28 protein-coding genes are annotated in these 19840 nt (G+C 36.9%); 26 read left to right on the top strand and 2 right to left on the bottom strand.

The window, feature by feature from the left end; translation table 11 throughout:
• Positions 1 to 155 precede the first annotated feature (155 nt).
• Entirely contained in the window at positions 156 to 440 is a 285-nt protein-coding gene (locus E7276_RS12940; RefSeq protein ID WP_294218401.1) for a hypothetical protein, read from the top strand.
• A gap of 4 nt (positions 441 to 444) precedes the next feature.
• On the opposite strand, the gene E7276_RS12935 is transcribed toward E7276_RS12940, so the two are convergent.
• Together E7276_RS12935 and E7276_RS12930 are read right to left on the bottom strand one after the other, a co-directional pair.
• A complete protein-coding gene (locus E7276_RS12935) occupies positions 445 to 582 on the bottom strand; it encodes a hypothetical protein (protein ID WP_294218397.1) in 138 nt (45 codons plus the stop codon).
• A gap of 12 nt (positions 583 to 594) precedes the next feature.
• Positions 595 to 1275, bottom strand: a complete 681-nt coding sequence (locus E7276_RS12930) for an EAL domain-containing protein (protein ID WP_294218395.1) — start codon at positions 1273 to 1275, stop codon at positions 595 to 597.
• Between the two features lie 207 nt (positions 1276 to 1482).
• Between E7276_RS12930 and E7276_RS12925 the strand changes: the two genes are divergently transcribed.
• From E7276_RS12925 to E7276_RS12805, 25 genes are all read left to right on the top strand, one after another.
• Positions 1483 to 1713: a hypothetical protein gene (locus E7276_RS12925; RefSeq protein WP_294218394.1), complete on the top strand. Its 231-nt coding sequence runs from the start codon at positions 1483 to 1485 to the stop codon at positions 1711 to 1713.
• 411 nt (positions 1714 to 2124) lie between these two features.
• Positions 2125 to 2874, top strand: coding sequence for a hypothetical protein (locus E7276_RS12920; RefSeq protein WP_294218391.1), 750 nt, complete (start codon positions 2125 to 2127; stop codon positions 2872 to 2874).
• A gap of 75 nt (positions 2875 to 2949) precedes the next feature.
• Positions 2950 to 3510 (top strand): hypothetical protein, encoded by a 561-nt coding sequence (locus E7276_RS12915; protein WP_294218387.1) that lies wholly within the window; start codon positions 2950 to 2952, stop codon positions 3508 to 3510.
• A 235-nt stretch (positions 3511 to 3745) separates the two neighbouring features.
• A complete protein-coding gene (locus tag E7276_RS12910; protein ID WP_294218384.1) occupies positions 3746 to 3934 on the top strand; it encodes a helix-turn-helix domain-containing protein in 189 nt (62 codons plus the stop codon).
• A 10-nt stretch (positions 3935 to 3944) separates the two neighbouring features.
• Entirely contained in the window at positions 3945 to 4547 is a 603-nt protein-coding gene (locus tag E7276_RS12905; RefSeq protein ID WP_294218382.1) for a hypothetical protein, read from the top strand.
• A 6-nt stretch (positions 4548 to 4553) separates the two neighbouring features.
• Entirely contained in the window at positions 4554 to 5480 is a 927-nt protein-coding gene (locus E7276_RS12900; RefSeq protein WP_294218380.1) for a hypothetical protein, read from the top strand.
• 10 nt (positions 5481 to 5490) lie between these two features.
• Positions 5491 to 5757 carry a hypothetical protein gene (locus tag E7276_RS12895; RefSeq protein ID WP_294218377.1) on the top strand — a complete coding sequence of 89 codons (267 nt, stop codon included), beginning with the start codon at positions 5491 to 5493 and terminating at the stop codon, positions 5755 to 5757.
• 33 nt (positions 5758 to 5790) lie between these two features.
• Positions 5791 to 10842: a type VII secretion protein EssC gene (essC, locus tag E7276_RS12890; protein WP_294218375.1), complete on the top strand. Its 5052-nt coding sequence runs from the start codon at positions 5791 to 5793 to the stop codon at positions 10840 to 10842.
• Positions 10839 to 11555, top strand: a complete 717-nt coding sequence (locus E7276_RS12885; RefSeq protein WP_294218373.1) for a LytR/AlgR family response regulator transcription factor — start codon at positions 10839 to 10841, stop codon at positions 11553 to 11555. Before essC ends, E7276_RS12885 begins: the two co-directional genes overlap by 4 nt.
• Positions 11552 to 12040 (top strand): hypothetical protein, encoded by a 489-nt coding sequence (locus E7276_RS12880; RefSeq protein ID WP_294218370.1) that lies wholly within the window; start codon positions 11552 to 11554, stop codon positions 12038 to 12040. Before E7276_RS12885 ends, E7276_RS12880 begins: the two co-directional genes overlap by 4 nt.
• A complete protein-coding gene (locus E7276_RS12875; protein ID WP_294218368.1) occupies positions 12037 to 12285 on the top strand; it encodes an EsaB/YukD family protein in 249 nt (82 codons plus the stop codon). Before E7276_RS12880 ends, E7276_RS12875 begins: the two co-directional genes overlap by 4 nt.
• 89 nt (positions 12286 to 12374) lie before the next feature.
• Complete coding sequence (locus tag E7276_RS12870) at positions 12375 to 12758, top strand: hypothetical protein (RefSeq protein WP_294218366.1); 384 nt, start codon at positions 12375 to 12377, stop codon at positions 12756 to 12758.
• Between the two features lie 47 nt (positions 12759 to 12805).
• Positions 12806 to 13105, top strand: coding sequence for a WXG100 family type VII secretion target (locus E7276_RS12865; protein WP_294218365.1), 300 nt, complete (start codon positions 12806 to 12808; stop codon positions 13103 to 13105).
• A gap of 12 nt (positions 13106 to 13117) precedes the next feature.
• Complete coding sequence (locus E7276_RS12860) at positions 13118 to 13444, top strand: WXG100 family type VII secretion target (protein WP_294218363.1); 327 nt, start codon at positions 13118 to 13120, stop codon at positions 13442 to 13444.
• Between the two features lie 11 nt (positions 13445 to 13455).
• Complete coding sequence (locus tag E7276_RS12855) at positions 13456 to 13758, top strand: hypothetical protein (protein WP_294218362.1); 303 nt, start codon at positions 13456 to 13458, stop codon at positions 13756 to 13758.
• A gap of 17 nt (positions 13759 to 13775) precedes the next feature.
• Positions 13776 to 14063 carry a WXG100 family type VII secretion target gene (locus E7276_RS12850; RefSeq protein WP_294218361.1) on the top strand — a complete coding sequence of 96 codons (288 nt, stop codon included), beginning with the start codon at positions 13776 to 13778 and terminating at the stop codon, positions 14061 to 14063.
• 42 nt (positions 14064 to 14105) lie between these two features.
• The gene (locus E7276_RS12845; protein WP_294218359.1) at positions 14106 to 14441 is read left to right on the top strand and encodes a WXG100 family type VII secretion target; all 336 of its coding nucleotides are present in this window, start codon (positions 14106 to 14108) and stop codon (positions 14439 to 14441) included.
• A 99-nt stretch (positions 14442 to 14540) separates the two neighbouring features.
• The gene (locus tag E7276_RS12840; RefSeq protein ID WP_294218358.1) at positions 14541 to 16118 is read left to right on the top strand and encodes an FHA domain-containing protein; all 1578 of its coding nucleotides are present in this window, start codon (positions 14541 to 14543) and stop codon (positions 16116 to 16118) included.
• Between the two features lie 3 nt (positions 16119 to 16121).
• Complete coding sequence (locus E7276_RS12835) at positions 16122 to 16826, top strand: PP2C family protein-serine/threonine phosphatase (protein WP_294218356.1); 705 nt, start codon at positions 16122 to 16124, stop codon at positions 16824 to 16826.
• 21 nt (positions 16827 to 16847) lie between these two features.
• Positions 16848 to 17969: a hypothetical protein gene (locus E7276_RS12830; RefSeq protein WP_294218354.1), complete on the top strand. Its 1122-nt coding sequence runs from the start codon at positions 16848 to 16850 to the stop codon at positions 17967 to 17969.
• A 22-nt stretch (positions 17970 to 17991) separates the two neighbouring features.
• Complete coding sequence (locus E7276_RS12825; protein ID WP_294218352.1) at positions 17992 to 18324, top strand: DUF4176 domain-containing protein; 333 nt, start codon at positions 17992 to 17994, stop codon at positions 18322 to 18324.
• 4 nt (positions 18325 to 18328) lie between these two features.
• On the top strand, positions 18329 to 18589 hold the full coding sequence (locus E7276_RS12820; RefSeq protein WP_294218349.1) for a DUF4176 domain-containing protein: 261 nt from the start codon (positions 18329 to 18331) through the stop codon (positions 18587 to 18589).
• 18 nt (positions 18590 to 18607) lie between these two features.
• On the top strand, positions 18608 to 19330 hold the full coding sequence (locus tag E7276_RS12815) for a PP2C family protein-serine/threonine phosphatase (RefSeq protein ID WP_294218347.1): 723 nt from the start codon (positions 18608 to 18610) through the stop codon (positions 19328 to 19330).
• Positions 19327 to 19518 carry a hypothetical protein gene (locus E7276_RS12810; protein WP_294218345.1) on the top strand — a complete coding sequence of 64 codons (192 nt, stop codon included), beginning with the start codon at positions 19327 to 19329 and terminating at the stop codon, positions 19516 to 19518. Before E7276_RS12815 ends, E7276_RS12810 begins: the two co-directional genes overlap by 4 nt.
• 42 nt (positions 19519 to 19560) lie before the next feature.
• Positions 19561 to 19785, top strand: coding sequence for a hypothetical protein (locus tag E7276_RS12805; protein WP_294218340.1), 225 nt, complete (start codon positions 19561 to 19563; stop codon positions 19783 to 19785).
• Positions 19786 to 19840: the final 55 nt, after the last annotated feature.

Genomic DNA, 19840 nt, shown 5'->3' with positions numbered 1-19840 from the left:
AGTATATATGTGTAAGAGTAACTTCCATAACTCTAGAATTTACTCTTGCAAACTGGAATTAAAAATTACATTTAAGTTGTTTCTGAAAGAAATCTAAAGCATATTTACATACACGAACAGATGTTCTATAATATCCCTTACTAAAGGAGATTTCTATGAGCAGGGTTATTGATAAGGTGGATGTGATATGCGAGCACAAGTCAGATGGGAATGTGATCCCAATGAGATTCCGTCTCATGAATGAAGACGGGAGCTATGAGGCGTACACTATAAAGGGCTACAGACAGTTATACCATAAAGAGACATATACGACACCCGATGGTGTCTATGTCTGCAGCAAGGACATTGTGTTTGAGTGCAGGGTCCTGATCCTTGATATGTACAGGACCATACGTCTTTATTTTGATAAGGACAAGGTGTCTTGGAAGATAGCGATATGATATATCAATTCTTTTTCTTATTCGATATGAGAAGGCTGGCAAGCAGTGTTACTGGAACTGCCAGTACTGATATGAGGGCTGCAGCACCGGTGCTGAGTCCTTTATTTTTGTTTTCATAATTGTTTCCTGTATTTTGGCTCATGTAAAGTTCCTCTTATGACGGCCTTGCAAGGTAAAATCCCTGGAAAAGATCCACTCCAAGGCCTACAAGGTAATCAAATTCTTCTTTTCTCTCTATACCTTCAGCTACTACCAACATGTTCCTTGAATGAAATTCCTGCAGAAGATTTCTGACATTTTCCTGTTTTTCAGGGAGCTTATCTATATCTGATATCAGGTCGCGATCAAGCTTTACTATGTCCGGTTCGTACATGTTTACAAGGTCCATGTTGCTTAACCCTGTTCCGAAGTCATCTATGGCTATTTTTAATCGCTGCCCTTTAGTGTCACCCTTTTTCATCTTGCAGGCAAACTCAGAAATGTATGGATATTCAAGAATCTCAATGATGCCGATGCCTCTTGGATCTCCATAGTAATCTGCAAATACTTTCGTTTCCGCTGGAGAAAAGCATTCTGAAGGAAAAGAGTTGAGGCAGATATGTTCTGTATATCCGCGAAGCTCATATTCCTGAAAAGCACCAAAGAAAGTTGCTATTTCAAGGATATGGAGCTTATCTTTTTTGGTATATTCTTCAATAAGATCCATGACATTCATGTCCAGTGGACGCATCAGGGCTTCTCTTGCAAATATTGTTTTTCCATCTGCACGGAAAATAGGCTGAAAGACATAGTTTATCCTCAGCTCTCTAAGTGCATCAAGTATTTCTTTATCCAAAGGCAGATCATCAAATAAGATCATGGATAGCATGAACCCCGTAAAAATTCTTTTAAACTATGTTCACTCTACCATTGAGAGAGAATAGCTCCTAATGAAATTTCTATAAAGAAATAGAACGATTTATACATAGTACAAGGGAGAAATAACGTACATTTTATGATTCATAATTGTATGCAAGGCGGCATAGGGGATAGGAGTTTGAATATGTGTAACTTTTGCGAGGATCATGACCAGTACTATGAAGGAAGCCTGATTGCCCATTGCGTTAAGCTGGGGCTTGTTGGAGATTTGTATATGTGGGTTCTTATTGAGCCTGATAGTAAGCAGCTTGCGCTGCATATTTTAAATAAAGGGACAACTAAGCAACTTGAGTTTCGTAGAGGTATTAATTATTGTCCCATGTGCGGCAGAAGCCTTTTTGACGTAACTGATTAACATTTAGATTTGGCCTATGCTGTCTGGGAGGAGGTATAGGAGGCTACAAAAGGGGAAATCGCAGCTTGAATTCGCAATGGTCTGTAGTCTATCGTATTATATTTTTTTACGTATATCGAGGCGCAGATATGTTGGTGATACTGCGTCTGTACCAGCTATATGGTTGTATTTTTTCCTGCCTAAATCGTTATTAAAGCTCAGTTATTGAATAAAATGTCGTTGTTCTTTCCATTGATAAATTGTAATTTTGCAATTCATCTCATTTGGATTGCATTTCGTCAGAATATTATCCGTTGTAGAAAGTAATCATGTTAGAGTTATATCAGATAGAGGAATGCAAGATTTCATGTATTACTTATACTTATAAAAAGATACCGATAACAGTGAATATATATGAAAGAGAGGTCAAATATGAAGAGAAACAGATTATTGTCAATTATAATGATTCTTGTAGCATTTTTATCATGTACAATAAACGTTGAAGCGGCACCAAAAACCATGAAAGATGGACAAAACTTTGACGCTGAGTTTTATGCAAATACTTATCCAGATGTGAAAGCTGCATATGGATATGATGAAGAACTATTGTATGCTCACTACTTGGCTTTTGGCAAAGCTGAAGGAAGGCTTCCATATGCAAATGCCGCTACATCAACCGCTCCGCAAACGAATGATCTGACTATCGGTAATAAAGATGAATCTGTGGAAAAACAGGCGGAAATGCAGGCGGGTTACGCTGCATTGCCACAGAATGTAAAAAACTACTATAACAAAAAGAATATTAGGATATATGCTGCAACAAGAGAGTATATAGGAACGGTTAATACAAGACAAAGTCTGGGGTACTCTTATATAACTTGGGATGACAGTGGTAGTTTTATCTCTGCAGATGTTTATGTTTGTGGAACAAAATCTTCTTTCATGCCTCCTGTATATACTTTATATCATGAACTGGGACATGTTCTAGATTATGGATATAGATACTCACGAAATTGGGAAGGATGGACAGAAATGCAACCATATAGTCCCACGCAGGTTTATAGCTCAGGAGAGGCTTTTGCAGAGGCTTTTGCAGCATACTTTACACGGCCTGAAAAGCTTAAAAGTGTAGCGCCTAACGCATACTCATATATTGAAAATATTATTGTAAACATGCAATAAATTCTAAATGATCAAATGATTTAAAAAAGGCAGCGAATAAAAACGGATAATTTAAAACAAATTCAGAGGTGCAGAATGGGAGAGAAAAAAGTAACTATTTATGAAAGTGATGGAGAAGCTATAAAAAATGGACGAATTTTCAATCAGGTAAAGGGATATGCTTATATAGATGAGGATAAAGGTGAAGTAACTTTTACCGATACGCCAGCGCCTTTTGCTAAGATTAAAGATCGCGCATATTTTAATGTTGAAAAAATGTCTGGTAGTAAAGGTATAGCGCCTGAAAATACAGGAGATCTAGTCGTATTTGGAATAATGCTAGTAGTTATACTGATGTTTATAATTGCGATACCTATTTCATGGAAACAATTATTTGAAGACTATAGCGAGTTTCCTTTAGAAGCATCATTAATGGTCGGGGTAGCTATAATAAGCATGATAGTTGCTTATTTTAAGGGCTTTAAGATGGGGGTATTAACATCAGCTATACTAGGTACTTTAACTGCAATTATCATGGATGGTTTTAGTTGGTGGTTTGTCTTCTTTATGCCGATTATTGATGCTGGGTTCGGCGTTATCCCTTCTGCAATAGGCTTTGTTATACGTAAGATTAGAAACAGATTAAATAAGAAGTAATCATAGTCAACAAGGAAGGGATGTCGATATGGCATCCCTTTTGTGTACATCCTATTCGGGTGGTGTTGATTGATTTATTTTACAAATGTTGGAAAATATTCAGAAAATGCCTGAAGTCACATTGATATAGTGCGAGAAAACGCATAAAATAGAATACAATTAGATGGTGTATTTACATCTTAAAAAGATACGAATATTGCATTTTATTGATTCTATTTATTCAAGGACTTGGTGCATGGATTATCTAACTATTAAACAAGTATCTGAGAAATGGGGAATAGGTGAAAGACGGATAAATGAGCTATGCAAGGAGGGACGTATTCCTGGTGCACAGAAATTTGGAAATACCTGGGCTATTCCTTTTGATGCGGTAAAGCCTGATGATAAGCGAATCAAAAGTGGAAGATATGTTAAATCGGAATAAGGTGAAACAATTGAATGTTGCTGATTTATTGCTATGCACGTATGCATTAAGAAATGAAAATCCCAAAGGCATAGTGTTAGATGATTGGAGTATAGTAGATTCTGATTTAAATAAAGACAGTTATAAACTTGAAAGTTTATTTAAAGAAGGAATACTGACATTAGTTGACAATGAAACAGTGTTTTCTGATTGGGGACAAAGATTAACAGATATTATTGTTAATCCAGACGTGTGGATAGAATTATGCAATAAAAATGTCAATTACAAGAGATACATATATCTATCTGGAGTCGATTATATATGCTTGGACTTATATGAAAACGATGAAGTAAGACTCAGTTTATTGCCGACTATACCGCTTTTGATAGGCGCATATGCAAAGATGATAGAACTGTTCGTCATTGATAACGTTGCTCATTCAAAAATAGTGGGCAGTGTTGAGGAACATAAAATGGTTGAAGTACGTGGGGAAGCACAAAATGCATCGTTTTATTTGTGCGTTAACGAAGATGGACAAGTTGATATACGCACTAATGTGGTTGAAGATTCCTTTTATTATATTGAAGTAAAATGTGTAAACACGCTAACTGAATGGATATTCAGAAATCTATAGGAAGATATGGGTAGTAAATTCCATTTTTCAACAGATCAAATTCAGAATTCAAAAGATGAGTTTAATGCTATATGTTTGCGGCTAAAAGAAAACGCACGTCAAATCGATTCGATTGCTGCAACCATGGAGAGTAGTGCTGATGATAACGCTGATTTGTATTCTGCGCTGACAAGTATATCCGGAAAAGTGTATGATGAAGCATTAAAATGTGAGACGCTGCAACAGGCGATAGAACGTGTGATTGGTATTTATTTGAGCTGTGAGGAGGGTATTCTATCTAAATTTAGGGACATTGCTGGTGGCGACGCGATTGAAGCTTATTCAAAAATTGATACAGGGATAGATAAAAGAAGTACTATTGAAAAAATCATAGACTTCATATTGTTTAAAAAAGTCAATAAAGATTATGTGGCAACATCATCAGCAAAGGAAGCTGCTTCAGATAAAAAAATGATGGAGCAGATTAAAAGGATCAATAAAAAGAGTGCCTATTCGGAAGAGAAGTGGGTTGCTGCGGATTATGCTCAAAGAAAAGAAATGCTTGTTTCATATATGAATGAGGTGGCAGGCGTATTAGGATTAAACATTTATTCATCAATCACCTTTTTTAATGAAAAAGAAGATGGTGAGGGGCGTATTTCTGTAGGAAGATATGATGAGCGCTTAAAAAGAATCAAAATAAACGAGTATTATCTTAAGAATTATCCTGCAGAGTATACTTTTGGATTGTATACTACGGTTGTTCATGAGCTACGGCATGCTTATCAGCATGCAGCAATATCTAATCCCACGAAGTATTGTGTCTCACAAGAGACAATTAATAAATGGAAGCATAGTTTTGATATCTACGAAGAAGAAATGGAAAAGGGGTATGAGAACTATCGCAATCTTGAAGTAGAAAAAGATGCAAGGATGTTTGCTGGTCAGGATTAAGGTGCTTATTATGAACGATACCAATGAATTATTGATTAGTACCATTGTTAAGATTTTGGGATGCACCGATGCGAGAGCAGGTTCGATCTTAAAAATCCTTAATGGGATAATTCCAGATATTCATGAGATATGCTGTTTTGGCGATGAGAGCAAAAAAGATTTGATTGTAAGAGATTTAGAAGGGGTAAGCTATCACGTTATTCTTAATAGTCAATTGATTATAGATGCGATAAAAAATTTGGACAATGGTAAGTACGTATATACTGTGTTTCAGTAAGCCATTACAACAATAAAACGGAGAGGTTTTTATATGAGTACAATTCTTACAATATATAGCAAGCAGGCATTTAAAAGAGTTTTGCTTCCAGCAGTTAACAATGCTGACCATGAGATTTTTTTGGCTGAGAGCTTGTTTGATTTAACAAAGAGCATTGTACTTAGGATAGAGAATAAGGAAAATACATGGTATTTTACGCCATCCGAAGAGTATGAGATAAAAAGGCTTTCAAGCGATGATTTTGAGTATTCTTGTCCGCTGGTAAGTGAAAGTGATAAATCTAAAAATGATTATAAGTTGTTGGTTGATGGGAAACATATTATCACAATCATGTCTCAGCAGACTGAAGACTCCCTTTCAATATATGACCACTTTGATATAGCAGAGTTAAGTAGACCCGTTTCCATTGGACGTGATGTAAAAAATGTTATTGCTTATGATTTCGAAGACAAACATATGCTTTCTGGGGATCAGGCTACGCTTTTTAAAAAGGACAATAAGTATTACTTTCAGGATCTTAAGAGTGCAAATGGAAGCTATATAAATAATAGAAGGGTTTCCGGAAGTCATGAACTTACATATGGAGACTGTATTGATTTATTTGGACTAAGAATTGTTTTTTTGGGAACAACACTTGCTGTTAACGTATTGGAAAGCAAGGCTGTTATAAATGAGAATTTACTCAAAAAAGTTGCTGAATCACCTTCAGCAATGGATAGACCTAATACTAAGCAATTGACCAAAGTTTTCCATCGTTCCCCTAGACAGTTTAGGCGTTTGGAAACAGATGCTGTTAAAATCGATGATCCACCGGCTTCGAAAGATCAAGTAAAACGTACTGGTATCTTGATGGCATTAGGCTCTGCTTTAAGCATGTCAATTCCTATGTTGTTAGGCTGTGCGTTTATGATTTACGCATCAAGAGTTTCAGGTATTAGCAGAGGCCTGTTTATGTATGTTGGGCTCGTCACTGCGGTTGCATCTGCAATTATGGCAACTATTCGTGGCGTTACGGGAATGCGCAAGGCTGTAAAAGATTATGAAGAGTATGAAAAATTAAGAAATGAAAGATATGGAGCGTATTTGCGTGACGAAGAAAAAATAATTCGTTCAAAATATGATCGGAATACAAAAGTCCTTTGTGAAAGGTATGCCTCTGCCAAAGAATGTAGCTTATACACCTCGGATACACCATCACTGTGGGGGAGGAATGTAAACCAGCCAGATTTTCTTACTCATAGGCTTGGAATAGGAGATTTGCGGTTCCAGGTCGATATTCAGGTGCCCGAGAAAAAATTCACCATGATTGACAACAATCTGATGAATCTCCCTGAGGACATAAAGAAAAAATACTCTGTACTAAAAAATGTGCCAATCTGTGTGGATTTGCTAGAGCATATGCTGGTAGGCGTTATCGGTGGCCGCAGAATGGCGGGCGGAATTAAGCTCGTTAGAGATCTCGTTGTGCAGATAGCAGCAAATAACGCTTATACAGATGTTAAGATTGCGCTTATCTATGACAAGAATCAGGATGGGCTTGATAAAGAATGGGATTTTGTAAGGTGGCTACCACATACATGGAATGAGACTAAGACTTTCAGGTATATCGCGTCTGATAAAGAAGAAGCTAGTAATGTTCTCTACGAGTTAAATAAACTTATTAGACAAAGAATTGAAGATCAGAACGGCTTTGATGGCACAAAAAAGAGACTCGTTAAGCCATATTATATTTTAGTGGTTGCAGCTCCGCATTTTTTGGAAGGCGAACTTATTTCTCAATATCTCTTAGAACCCGAAGCGGCTTATGGATTCTCAACAGTATACATGACTGAGAAATATGAACAGTTACCTAACAATTGTGACTTTATCATTGAAAATGATGAGGAGTTTAGAGGCTTATATAACGTATCTGACGATATAGAGGAAAGAGTTTCAATTAAATATGATGAGCTCACGGTGGCAGATGCTGAGAAGTTTGCTACATGTGTTGCAAATATCGAGTTGCAAGAGATAGAGGAGAGTGGAGAAATCCCAGATACAATCTCTTTCTTTGACATGTATGGAATAAATAAATTAGATGAATTGGATGTGCTGACAAGATGGAGAAAAAACCGTACATATGAGTCTATAAAAGCTCTCATAGGTTTAAAGGGAGGAAGTGCCCCTTGCTATCTTGATATTCATGAAAAATATCATGGTCCTCACGGACTTGTAGCAGGTACCACTGGCTCTGGAAAATCAGAAACTTTGCAAACATTTATTCTTTCATTGGCTATTAATTATAGCCCTGATGATATCAGCTTCTTTATTATTGACTATAAAGGTGGCGGAATGGCAAATTTATTAGAAAATTTGCCACACATGATTGGACAGATTTCAAATCTATCTGGGAATCAAATTAATAGAGCATTGCTTTCAATACAGAGTGAAAAGGAGAGGCGAGAAGCATTATTTGCAAAATACGGGGTTAAGGATATTCGCGATTACACCAAATTGTATAAGAATAATGAAGCGGCTGTTCCTTTACCACACTTGATAATCGTTATAGATGAATTTGCTGAAATGAAAAAAGAAGAGCCTGAGTTTATTCAGGAAATTATTAGTCTTTCCAGAGTGGGACGAAGTTTGGGCATACACTTGATTATGGCTACGCAGAAACCTTCCGGAAGTGTAAGTGATGACATATGGGCTAATTCACGATTCAAACTATGTTTACGTGTTCAGAGCAAACAGGATAGTTCTGATATGCTTCACAAACCGGATGCAGCATACCTTACACAGTCAGGAAGATGTTACTTACAAGTTGGTAATGACGAACTTTATGAGCTGTTTCAGTCAGGATATAGTGGGGCTGTTTATAGTGAAGATTCTTTTGGCGAATCAAGCATTGCCAAAATGCTAACAGTAGATGGAACACTTTCTATAGAGGGAAATCATGCAAGATTATTGAAGCAAAAAGAAAAGAAAATAGCATGGATAGAGGAATTGTTACTTGAAATAAAGTCAGTACCAGGTGTTGATGAAAATAAGATTGCAGGATATGAACGATATGATTATGAATTATTAGCAGCAAGTGTATTTCAAAAACTTAAATATGATTCAATAGACTATCCGGAAAATGAGCACAACAAGGAAAACCTTATAACTCTTTTCGAATGGATAGGCAGATGTGGTTTTGATGCTCGGAAAATTGTTGAAAATGAAGAAGGATTCACTAACGCTAAGAAGAAATTGCCTCAAGAGCCTGAAAAAACTCAGTTAGAAGCGGTGGTTTCCTATTTGCAAGAAGTGGCAATGGCAAATAATTATACGCATGATTTTAGTTTATTTATGCCGTTACTACCCGAAAAGGTTGATTTGGGAAGCATCCCCGATTCCAGGAATTTGTGGAAGAACCAAAACAAATTCGATGGTGAGAAATGGCCGTCACATAGCGGTGAATGGGGTATTGAAACAGAAATTGGCATATATGATGACCCAGAAAACCAAAGGCAGGATGCGGTAGTAATAAACTTTGAGAAGATGGGGAATCTTCTTGTATTTGGTGCGCCTAACACTGGTAAAACCACTTTGTTGCAGACACTTGTTTACGGAATGATAAACAGATACTCTCCAGCGGAAATTAATTTATATCTTATTGAGTATTCTGCGCATAAGTTTAGCCCATTCGAAAAAATGCCACATATTGGCGGAATTATCACTGAAAATGATCCTATTGATAAGCTTGAAAAGCTATTTGTGATGCTTGCAAAGGAATTGGTTAAACGAAAGAGTTTATTTGGCGACGTAGGATTTAGCCAATATGTGAAGATTAACGGGTATGAATCAATTCCGGCTGTATTTGTAATTATTGATGGGTTTGGCGTTCTAAACAATCGGACAGGAGACAGATTCTTTGGGAGCATAAATAATCTGGTAAAAGAAGGGATTAATTACGGCTTATTTATAATTGCAACTGCTGGTGGAATTAGTAGTAGTGAGATTCCTAATAGCGTTGCCCAAAATTTTAAGTCTGCAATATGTCTTGAATTAAATAATACTTACGACTATGCGACATATCTGCGGGCAAATAGATTAAAAATGAGACCAGAGAGTGGAGTTACAGGGCGTGGTCTTGTTTATGTCGGTGATAGAGTATTAGAATTCCAGACTGCAGTTCCTTTTTACGCTGAAAATGAGTTTATTGTTAACGAAACAATCCGACAAGAATCGGAAAAGATGGATGTTGCTTGGGATGGGGAAAAACCAAGATGTATTCCAGAGATTCCACAGAAACCGCTATGGACAGATTTTGTGGTGTTAAGAGATACCAGAGAGTTAATTAACAATGAAAGGTTATTCCCTGTTGGGTATGATGCTCAGTCCGCGGAGCCGGTGGGACTGGATTTGAGTAAGTATTATGTTGTGTTAATTACCGGTAGTAAGAAAAAGGGAAAAACAAATGCGATAAAGGTCTTTATGAACTGTGCGTATGAGAAAAAGGCCAGACTTGTTGTTGTTGATTTTAATCAGAATCTTTCAATTATCTCTAGCATGCTTGGAGCCAGGTATATTGATTCAGAGAAGGCCTGGGGTCAGTATCTTGATGAAATGCTTAGAAATGATGTCGTTGCGAGAAATACTGAAAAGGGAAGGCTTAGGCAGCTTGGCGCTGAAGATGAAGACGTTTACTTAGGAATGCAAAAATTTGAACCCATCTTTATATTCATTGATGATGTCGTTACATTTATCGAGAAAATTATAGACAATGAAGATGAGAAGGATGAGATAAGTATTCTTGAAAATATGGAAATGCTTTTGGATGCAGGAGCATTACATAATATCTATTGGATAGTTTCTCTAGATAAAGAGAATACTTCGGCAGTATCAAGCACTAATTTGTACAAGCTGTTTGTAAAAGAGTACAAAGGAATCCACCTTGGAGGAAATGCCCGTACAAATGCATTATCAGGTATGGCATTTGACAATTTTGATCGTAGAGTGCTTGATGCGATGAAACCAGCAGGGCATGCTATGGTTCCGTTAAACAACGAAGAAGCAGTTAATGAGATAGTACTACCATTGGTAAAAGTGAGGCAAAGTTGATATCAATACTAATATATGATCCCGATGAAGAAGAAATGTCATCCGTAATTAACACATATAGAAATGAGATAGCGTATCAGTCAGATGAAGAAGATCAATTTCTGAAATGTCAGACTATGACTGAGCTTGAAAAGACCATTGAGGAAAATGATATTGGGAATATTTGTGTGATTTCGTTTGATGAAGCAACGGGTAAGTCTATTGTTTCACAGGTAAGGAAGAAGTTTCCGGGAATTGTTCTGATGCTGATTGTAGATGATTCATTATCGCCCAGGGCATACATTAGACCTGGAATATTAGCTTCTGCGGTGTTGTTTAGACCACACTCTGACGAAGACATCACCGTTACGGTAAAAGAGTTAGTAACTAATTATTTGGTAGAGATATGTGGCAAAAAGGATGACTTACTGTTTACCATAGAATCAAAAGAAGGAATTACGCGGATACCATTTGAAAAAATCAATTATTTTGAAGCGGCTTCCAAAAGAGTTTTTGTGAGGCTGTTCCGAGAAGATTATAGATATAATGACACTTTAGAAAGTTTGGAAAAACAGTTGCCTGAATTTTTTATAAGATGTCATAGGAGTTATATAGTTAATCTACATCGGATATCAAGGTTTATTGCTTCTGAATATGTGGTTGTACTTGATAATGGGATGCAGGTTCCGGTTTCAAGAACATACAGAGATGTGTTAGAGGAAAGAATCAGATGAATAACACTAATAATATTCAATCACGATACTTAACAGTGGAAGAGCTGCTGATTCTTTTGTACAAAGGAGGAATTGATGGGCTGATTTTCCCTAAGGAGATTACAAGCACACACGCAGATGGACGGACTCTTAAGAAAGCTATGAGCGAGTTGGTTGAGAATGGGATACTTATATATGACAGTGACAATGATTTAGTATTAGCGCCATATGCAAAAAAGTGGATTGATATATTTTCAGAAGCAAGGGAAACGCTTGTGGTTCATCAAAATGATGAAAGTATTGTTCTATATTTTTATCCTGTATCAGAGTCTGCATTATGTCTAAATGTCGATATTCATAAATCGGATATGATTAGGATGGAAATAATGGAAAAAGAAGAAATGATACTTTTTTTAAGCAACATTGCAGGAAGAAAAAGTATACAAAGGATACGTAGGAATGAGCGACTCCCGTATGCAGTTGTTGAGGAGGTTGAAGAAATATGATTATCGTAGATGTTTTCGTTCCAGCTGTAGATAAAACCTATAATTTTAGTTTGAATGAATCTGTAGAAATAGAATCCGTAATTATGGAAGTTATTGAGATGATAGAGCAAAAGGAACGAGTTGTGATTGTTGGTAATAGAAATGAGTTATTCTTCTTCGACAAAGAAAGAAAACATCAGCTTCCTAAAAGTAATACACTCAATGAGTGTTTCATAAAGACTGGGGACACACTTATTTTGGCTTGAAAAATTTCGTCCTATTTAGTATGCATTTCGTCGGATTTTGCTGAGAAAACAAAGTGTTGTGATACATTGGAGTTAATAAAGGTACGGCAATGTTTGAAGTAGATACCAAAAATATAGATTCTGAAAAAAACAGAATAATTGAATATGGGGATGACTTGAAACAGTGGCGCGAAGAGATTGGTTCAATTGGAGAGGAACTGAGATCATTGAACTTAGAAGGCATTACTGAAAGCCTTTCAGTGATACTTGAGAATATAAGTAGAGAATCAAATGGCTTGACGGTTCTATCTGACGCGATGGCTAGAATAAATGGGCTTTATTCCAAGGCGGAGGATGAAGTTATTGAACGTATTAGGAATAATAGCAGCACAGACTTTAAACATCATGAAATTGGCTCTTTTGTGGCCAAAGGAAAAAATAACAATGGTATAGATATGGAAGTAATGAATGAGTTGGTTGGAATGATTCATTAAATCTATTAATAGTTTGGCTTGGCTCTCAGTAGAGCGAAAGGAGTGGCATGGACGTTATAGCAAATGACTTAGGGAGATTTGATCCTGACATTGAAAACTTTAAAGGTGATGAAAAGGGGTTAAACAAGAATTTTGAGTCTTTAGTGGAGCATGTTACTACATTAAATACTATGTGGGATGGCGCGGCATATAATACATTTATCAATAGATTTAATAGAGATAAGGAGGAAGCGCAGAATCTAATAAACCAATTAGAGAATGTATATAATAATTTGCGCTTTGCTTACACTGAATATAGTGACTGTGAAAATTCTGTAGCGTCAGTTATTGATGAAATGAATGTGTAATAGGAGAGGAAAATGGCTGATTTAAATCTTAAAGTGGATCCCGAGAGTTTAAAGAAGCAAGCGGGGCTCGTTGAAAGTGCTGTGAAAAACATGAGGCAGAATGTTACAAGTATGGTTAACGAAATTGATTCGATGAGAAAGTATTGGAAGGGGGATGCATCAGAATACCAATATAGGCAATTCAGTCAATTGGTTGAAAGCGTAAATCGGATGAATGATACTCTAGGCGAATATCCTGTCGATTTGCTTAAGTTGGCTAATCTTTATGAAAAGACAGAAGATTTAAACAAACAAGAAGCTCGTAAGACAAAAACAAGTATAACGATGGGGCGTTTCTAGGAGGAATATCCATGAAAACAGAGTATGAAATATATATGAATTTTAAAAAGGCTGAAGCTGAAGCGAATAAACTAAGAAGCATTGCGAGAAGCATGAAGTCACTTGCTGACGATGATTTTGAAGGGACGCTTGGCAGGATTAAAAAAAATTGGACAGGGGAGAATTCAGATGCGTTCGTTGCAAAAGCGAGAATTGTGAAGGATAAGATATCTGATACGTCTGCAGATATCCAAAGAGTGGCAGATACAATAATACGTATAGCAGAAAGAACTAGAAAAGCAGAATTGGATGCAATAAACGTTGCTAAAGCATAAGTGATAAGGAGGTAAAAATGATTAAAGCATCTGGTAAAATTCAAGGATTTATTGATGATCTTACAACAATGAACAGAGAGTTTAGGACTGAAGTAGACACGCTAGATTCTACTCATGTTAGTCTGACGCAGAACTGGACAGGAAGAGCAAGTGAAACTTTTCATACCAGGTATCAGCAGGAGAAACAGGGATTTGATAATTTTGCGATAGCTATAGATGAATATATTCAAGCATTGCAGAATATATTGGCAAATTATACTGATGGTGAAAATCAGGCAACAGATGTAGCTGCTGGTTCTAGATAATTTGTGATTGTACGTTAGCATTTATGCAAGGAGGGATATGATATGGCTGGAACGTTAGAAGAATTAATGATATCTGATATAGGAAAACTTGAAAGTGATGCAGATACTTTTGATACATCTGCCAGTAAAATTAAGAAAGTTACCCAGAACATGCTCGATCTGATTGAGCAGACAAAGCCTGTGTGGGATGGAGAAGCAAGAGAAACATATGCAAACCAGTTCAGGGGATTAGAGGATGACATGCAGCGGATATATGAGCTTTGTCAGAAGTATCATGATGATGTTAAGGAAATTGCTGCAATCTACAGAAGGACGGAGTCCGAGAACCAGGAAGAAGCGAGAAAAACAAAGACTTCCATTACGATGGGGCAGTTCTGATAAATATTATATAAATAAACGTAATCTGTAAGGAGACATATGAAAACGATTAGTAAAAGAACGATAAGATTATTATTACCGATTGTAATACTTTTTTTCATGATTTCGATTGATATTGCAGCAGCAAATAAGCCTAAGGTGATGGCTACTTATACTCTTAATGATACTGATGATCATATAGTTAGTATTTATGTTAGAGATGGAGTAATCGGTGATGAAGCTAGTTTTCAAATAGGCAGTACTCCTACAGAAAAACCAGACACTTATAGTATATCTGAATACGAGATGCCGATGAGAACGTTGATAATGCTGGATAACTCATTATCAATTCCGCAGAATTCAAGGGCGCAGATACTTGATCTGATGGTTCAAGTAATTAATAATCACTGCCAGAATGAGCAGTTTCGTATTGCAACGTTCTCAACAAACATTAATTATCTGACGGACAGGTATACTGATGATTACACAAGCTTGGTAAATATTGTTAATAACATTACATACAATGATCAGGACACGCTTTTGACTGATGTATTATATGGAGTTATTGATGACTTAAAAGTTGAAGGGTATTTAGGGTATACAAGGATAATAGTGATTACTGACGGTGTCAATAATAAGCCGGTAGGTGGAAAAAGCCTTGATATGGTCAAAGAAACTATCCGGGCCAACCAATATCCTATATATACAATTGGATGTAACACTGGGAAAAATGATGACCTATTAGACAATCTTTTTTCATTATCTTGGTTAAAAGATTGTGAATATGTTGTATTTGATAATTCTAAAGTTGCTGAGATTGCAGGGGTATTTACAGCAGATAATAATATTGTCGTTTATGAAGCGGAAATTCCTGAGGAGATTATGGATGGAACTCCTAGAAAGGGAAAACTGACTCTAGGAGATGGAACTGAGTTGGTGATGGATGTAAGTATCCCCTTTGCAAATGCGTCAGCTGTTGAACCGGATTCTGCACCCGGACCTGAGCCAGAACCTGAAAAAGTATGCATATGTGAAGAAAAATGCACAGAGGAAAATTACAACAGCAATTGCCCGGTATGTGGTGAGAACTATTTGAATTGCGAGTGTGAGACAGAAATCGAAGAAGCAAAGCGCTCGCTTCCTTGGACTATCTATGCCGGAATTGCCATACTCCTAATTGCTGCAATAGGTGCGACAGTTTATTTTATACTGAGCAAAAAGACAAACACACCTGAAGAAACTGAAGACGATAATCTGTCTGGAGGCCGTCAAGGGACTTTGGCATTTGATGAAGATGCTGGCCGTCAAGGAACCTTGGCATTCGATGAAAATGGAACAGCTTCTTTTATGCCGGGTGATATAAGCGGAATCATTACTCTTACTGATAAAAATAATAGAAGCAAATCTTGGAGACATGAAATTGTTGACAAAATTACAATCGGAAGAAATGCTTCGGATTATAAAGATACAATCAATTTCCAGGACGATGAGAACCCTTATATGCATGGCCATCACTGTAGCATTGAGTATACTAATGGCGAATTTTACATAATGGATACAATTCTGAATAAATCAAAGCGAACCCATACAAAAGTTAATGGAAATAAGATGGAAGAAGGAGTTCCATATTCAATTAGCTCGGGGGATGAGATAACTATAGGAAATCAGAGCTATATTATAGAAATTGATAGGGCATAAATCATGATTAAAGAAGAACACTATTCAGATAAAGGCTCTTTAGAAGTGAACCAGGATGCGATTTTTTATGACACGGATAAGAGCATAGCAGTGTTTTGCGTTGCTGATGGGATGGGCGGACATATGCACGGTGAACTCGCATCTAGAGCGATTGTTGATAGCTTGAGCGCTTGGTATCAGGCATATGAAGCAAAGAATGAAGAAATTGTATTCGGCGAAGCTATAAAAAGCATTGAAATGGTGCTTACAAATGTAAATGCTCAAATATTTGCAGATTATAATACTAGCGGGCGATGTGGTTCAACGGCAGTTGTCTTAGTGATGGCTAAAGATGAATATGCTATATTCTCAGCAGGTGACAGCAGGATTTATCTGAAGAGAGGGTGGGGGTTTTCTCAGCTGACTGTTGATGATGTTTGGCAAAATAATCCCAATAACGTGATAAATATGTCCAGGAAAGAAATAGTAAGCAGCGAACATTATGGAAAGCTGACAAAAGCAGTAGGGATAAAACCGCAAATTGTTTTCAATAGAACCACAGGTGTTTTGAAAAAAGGAGATATATTCTTTTTGTGCTGTGATGGCGTTTATAAGTTTATTGCAGAAAAAAGACTAAAAAAGATTTTTGCAAATCCTCAGAAAATCTGTGATGAAGTTAATAAGGTTGGAGCACCAGATAATTTTTCATTTATTATTGTTCGTTCTTGATTTAGAAGAGAAGGCAAAAGCATGGGAAAATTTGAGATATATGTTTCGGAAATAAAGAATAGTGGTTCAGAGTTGGATTCTGAAAAAAATAGATTGGTGCAGCTCGGAAATGAACTTAATGCTGTTAATCTGAGGGGAATAGGTGGTAATTCCCAATTGGCCAGCCTTCAAGAAAGTATTGAGATGCTGAAACAAAGGGTTAATAACGAAGGTACAGAGATGGGGGCGGTAGCGGAATCTCTTGGTAGAATAGCTAATCTATATGGAAACTCTGAATCGAGGATTATGTCAGCACTAGAATCATTGGTGGTATCAGATAATGCAGCTGTTGGTGCGGTGGCTGGAATTGGAGCTATAGCTGGAGGGAATCTAAAAGGAGTCATTACTAATGAAGTAACGGATTTGGACGATGCCATTTCAGATATGTTCCCAAATAAAAGCACGAAGAAATTAGCTAAAAATGTCCTAAAAAAAGCCCTTAAAGAGATAAAACCTGGTTCTGAAAAAATAGTGGACATAAGAGATATAGTGAAGAAAATTGAGAAAGGTGATATTTTTGGTGCATTGGAGAAGTTGCCTGGGTTAAAGGATGTTAAATCTTGGGACTTCAAAAAACTAAAGAATGTAGCAAAAGGTTCAAAAGATTTTAGTGGAATAATGGATGCAGACGCGTTAAAGTTTCAGGCTGCAATGAAGACATTTAAATTGGTTACAGATTCTGATGGATATACTTCAAAGTACAAGGAAAAGTATGAGACAGAAGCCATGAATTACTTGAGTCAGGGCAATGTTTTTGGTACAGTTCATGCAATTTCTTCTGAATTTGTTCAAACTGTTGGGAAAGGCACCGTTGATGTTGCGTGCCAATTAGTTAGTGGTGGACTTGATTCCGCAGTTAAAACAATGACATTTGGTCTCCTTGATTTATCAACTATTAATGCAGCTTTAGAAGATTCTGTCGGATTTAGCCCGGGAACTATGTTTAATGCCACTACTGACTTTATTAGTGACGGAGTTGACTATATTTTGGATGACTTGATACCAGGAGCTGGTGAAGTTGTTGCTAATGCAACAGGTAAAGCTGTAAGCGCAGGAGGCAAGGTCATTTCAAGCGGAATCGATTTGATAAAGAAACTGTTTTGATTAAGGAAGAATAGAATAAAAGATGAAAGAGATGAAGCCAATAGGGACTATTATTACATACCAGCAATCAAAATTCATGATTATTGGATATGAGACGTGTGAAATTGATAACAGTATTATTCCGCATTATGTAGTTGTACCCATACCGTTGGGATATATGAAGCCAGAGTCCTTAAGAGTTATTCGAGTGGATGCAGATTATGTAATTGTTCAAGTAGGGTACTTAAATAGCTTTGGGGAGAGATATCTAGGGGGGAAAAAATTACAATTTGAAGGACTGAATCATTTGGATTTTGACCAACTTAAAGAACAGGATTCTTTGCTTCAGGAATATATAAGGAATGCGGAGGAATAGGTGCATGGAGGAATATTTAAAGCTTGGAACTGTTTTTTTGCAAAAGACACAGAATGCTATGCCTATGATGGTGGTGGGATACTTGCCTGTTCATCCCGAAACGGGTGAAATGTATGATTATTTAGTGGTTATGTATCCACAAGGCTGGGTGAGTGATAATTCATTACTTATGATTGATCATGGGGAAGTGGGAGAAATCTTGTATAACGGATTTTATGATGAAAAAACAGATGAGTTAATTAGCAAAATACAGGCAATAGAATAGAAATGTAATAAGGAGCTTATGAAGGTAGATTATTTCACTTTTTCTGACAAAGGAGATCGAGAAAACAACGAGGACTATGTTCTAGTTCGAGAGAACACTGACCAGTTTTGTTTTGTGCTTAATGATGGACTGGGTGGGTGTAATAGTGGGGAAATAGCATCCAGATTAGTGGCTATTTCTATTGCGGACTCTTTTGATAAGGGTATAAGGGATGGTTTTATTGAATCATCTCTTCTTTTTGCAGAAAAACAGTTAGAAGAGAAGCAAAAAGATGATTCTTTTAATTCGATGAAAACTACTTCGGTTGTTCTTCTTGTTCAAGATGATATGGCACAGTGGGGGCATATTGGGGACTCAAGGCTCTATTATTTTAAATGGAATCGCATAAAAGAGAGAACTTTGGATCATAGTGTGCCACAGATGCTGGTGAATATGCGAGAAATAAAAGAGAAAGAAATAAGATTTCATAAGGATAGAAACAGATTACTAAAAGCTCTGGGAAACCGGGATCCTAATATGGTACCAACCATTTCTGAGGAACGAAAAATCAAAAAGGGAGATGCTTTTCTTCTATGCACGGACGGCTTTTGGGAGTGGATAGAAGAAAAGGATATGACGTTGCTTCTAAAAAGAACGCATACTGCTAAGGAATGGGTTGAAGAAATGGTTAAGACAGTACAGAAAAATGGAAAAGGTAAAGATATGGATAATATATCAGCGATAGGAGTGAGGATACTATGAATCTAATGCAGTGCAGTAAAAAACATTTTTATGATGGGGACAAGTTTTCGGAGTGTCCATATTGTACAGGAGCAACAGGTAATTTTTCTATTCTGAATGCAGAAATTGATACCTCAGCAATAAAATCAACATCAGGCAACCAGGGGGCACAACATACACCAACGGTTGTTTTAGACGATGAAGAGTGACCAAAGTGGCAATATGACTGCTAAATTTATTGGGGATTGATAATGATTTCAAGCGATTTAGAGAACCTTAATAGCATAATCAGATTTCTTCTGAATACGAGAAAGATTCCTCGGCAGGACAGCCAAGCATACGTATCGACATTAAGAAGGGTGATCGCCGAGATATATCCTGATGAATACTGTGATGGGACAACACCAAGCGAGCTAGATGAGCTAGATGAGATATGTTATGAGATTGAGGATGGCGAAATTGAGATGAAAGTTTAGTCGCCGGCATGAGGAAGTGACATCCACAATATGACAATACATAAATGTATGCTGA

The sequence above is a fragment of the Pseudobutyrivibrio sp. genome (assembly GCF_015057185.1).
Lineage (GTDB): Bacteria > Bacillota > Clostridia > Lachnospirales > Lachnospiraceae > Pseudobutyrivibrio.
Note: the sequence above shows the minus strand (reverse complement) of the source record. Positions and strands in the feature narration are given on the sequence as shown.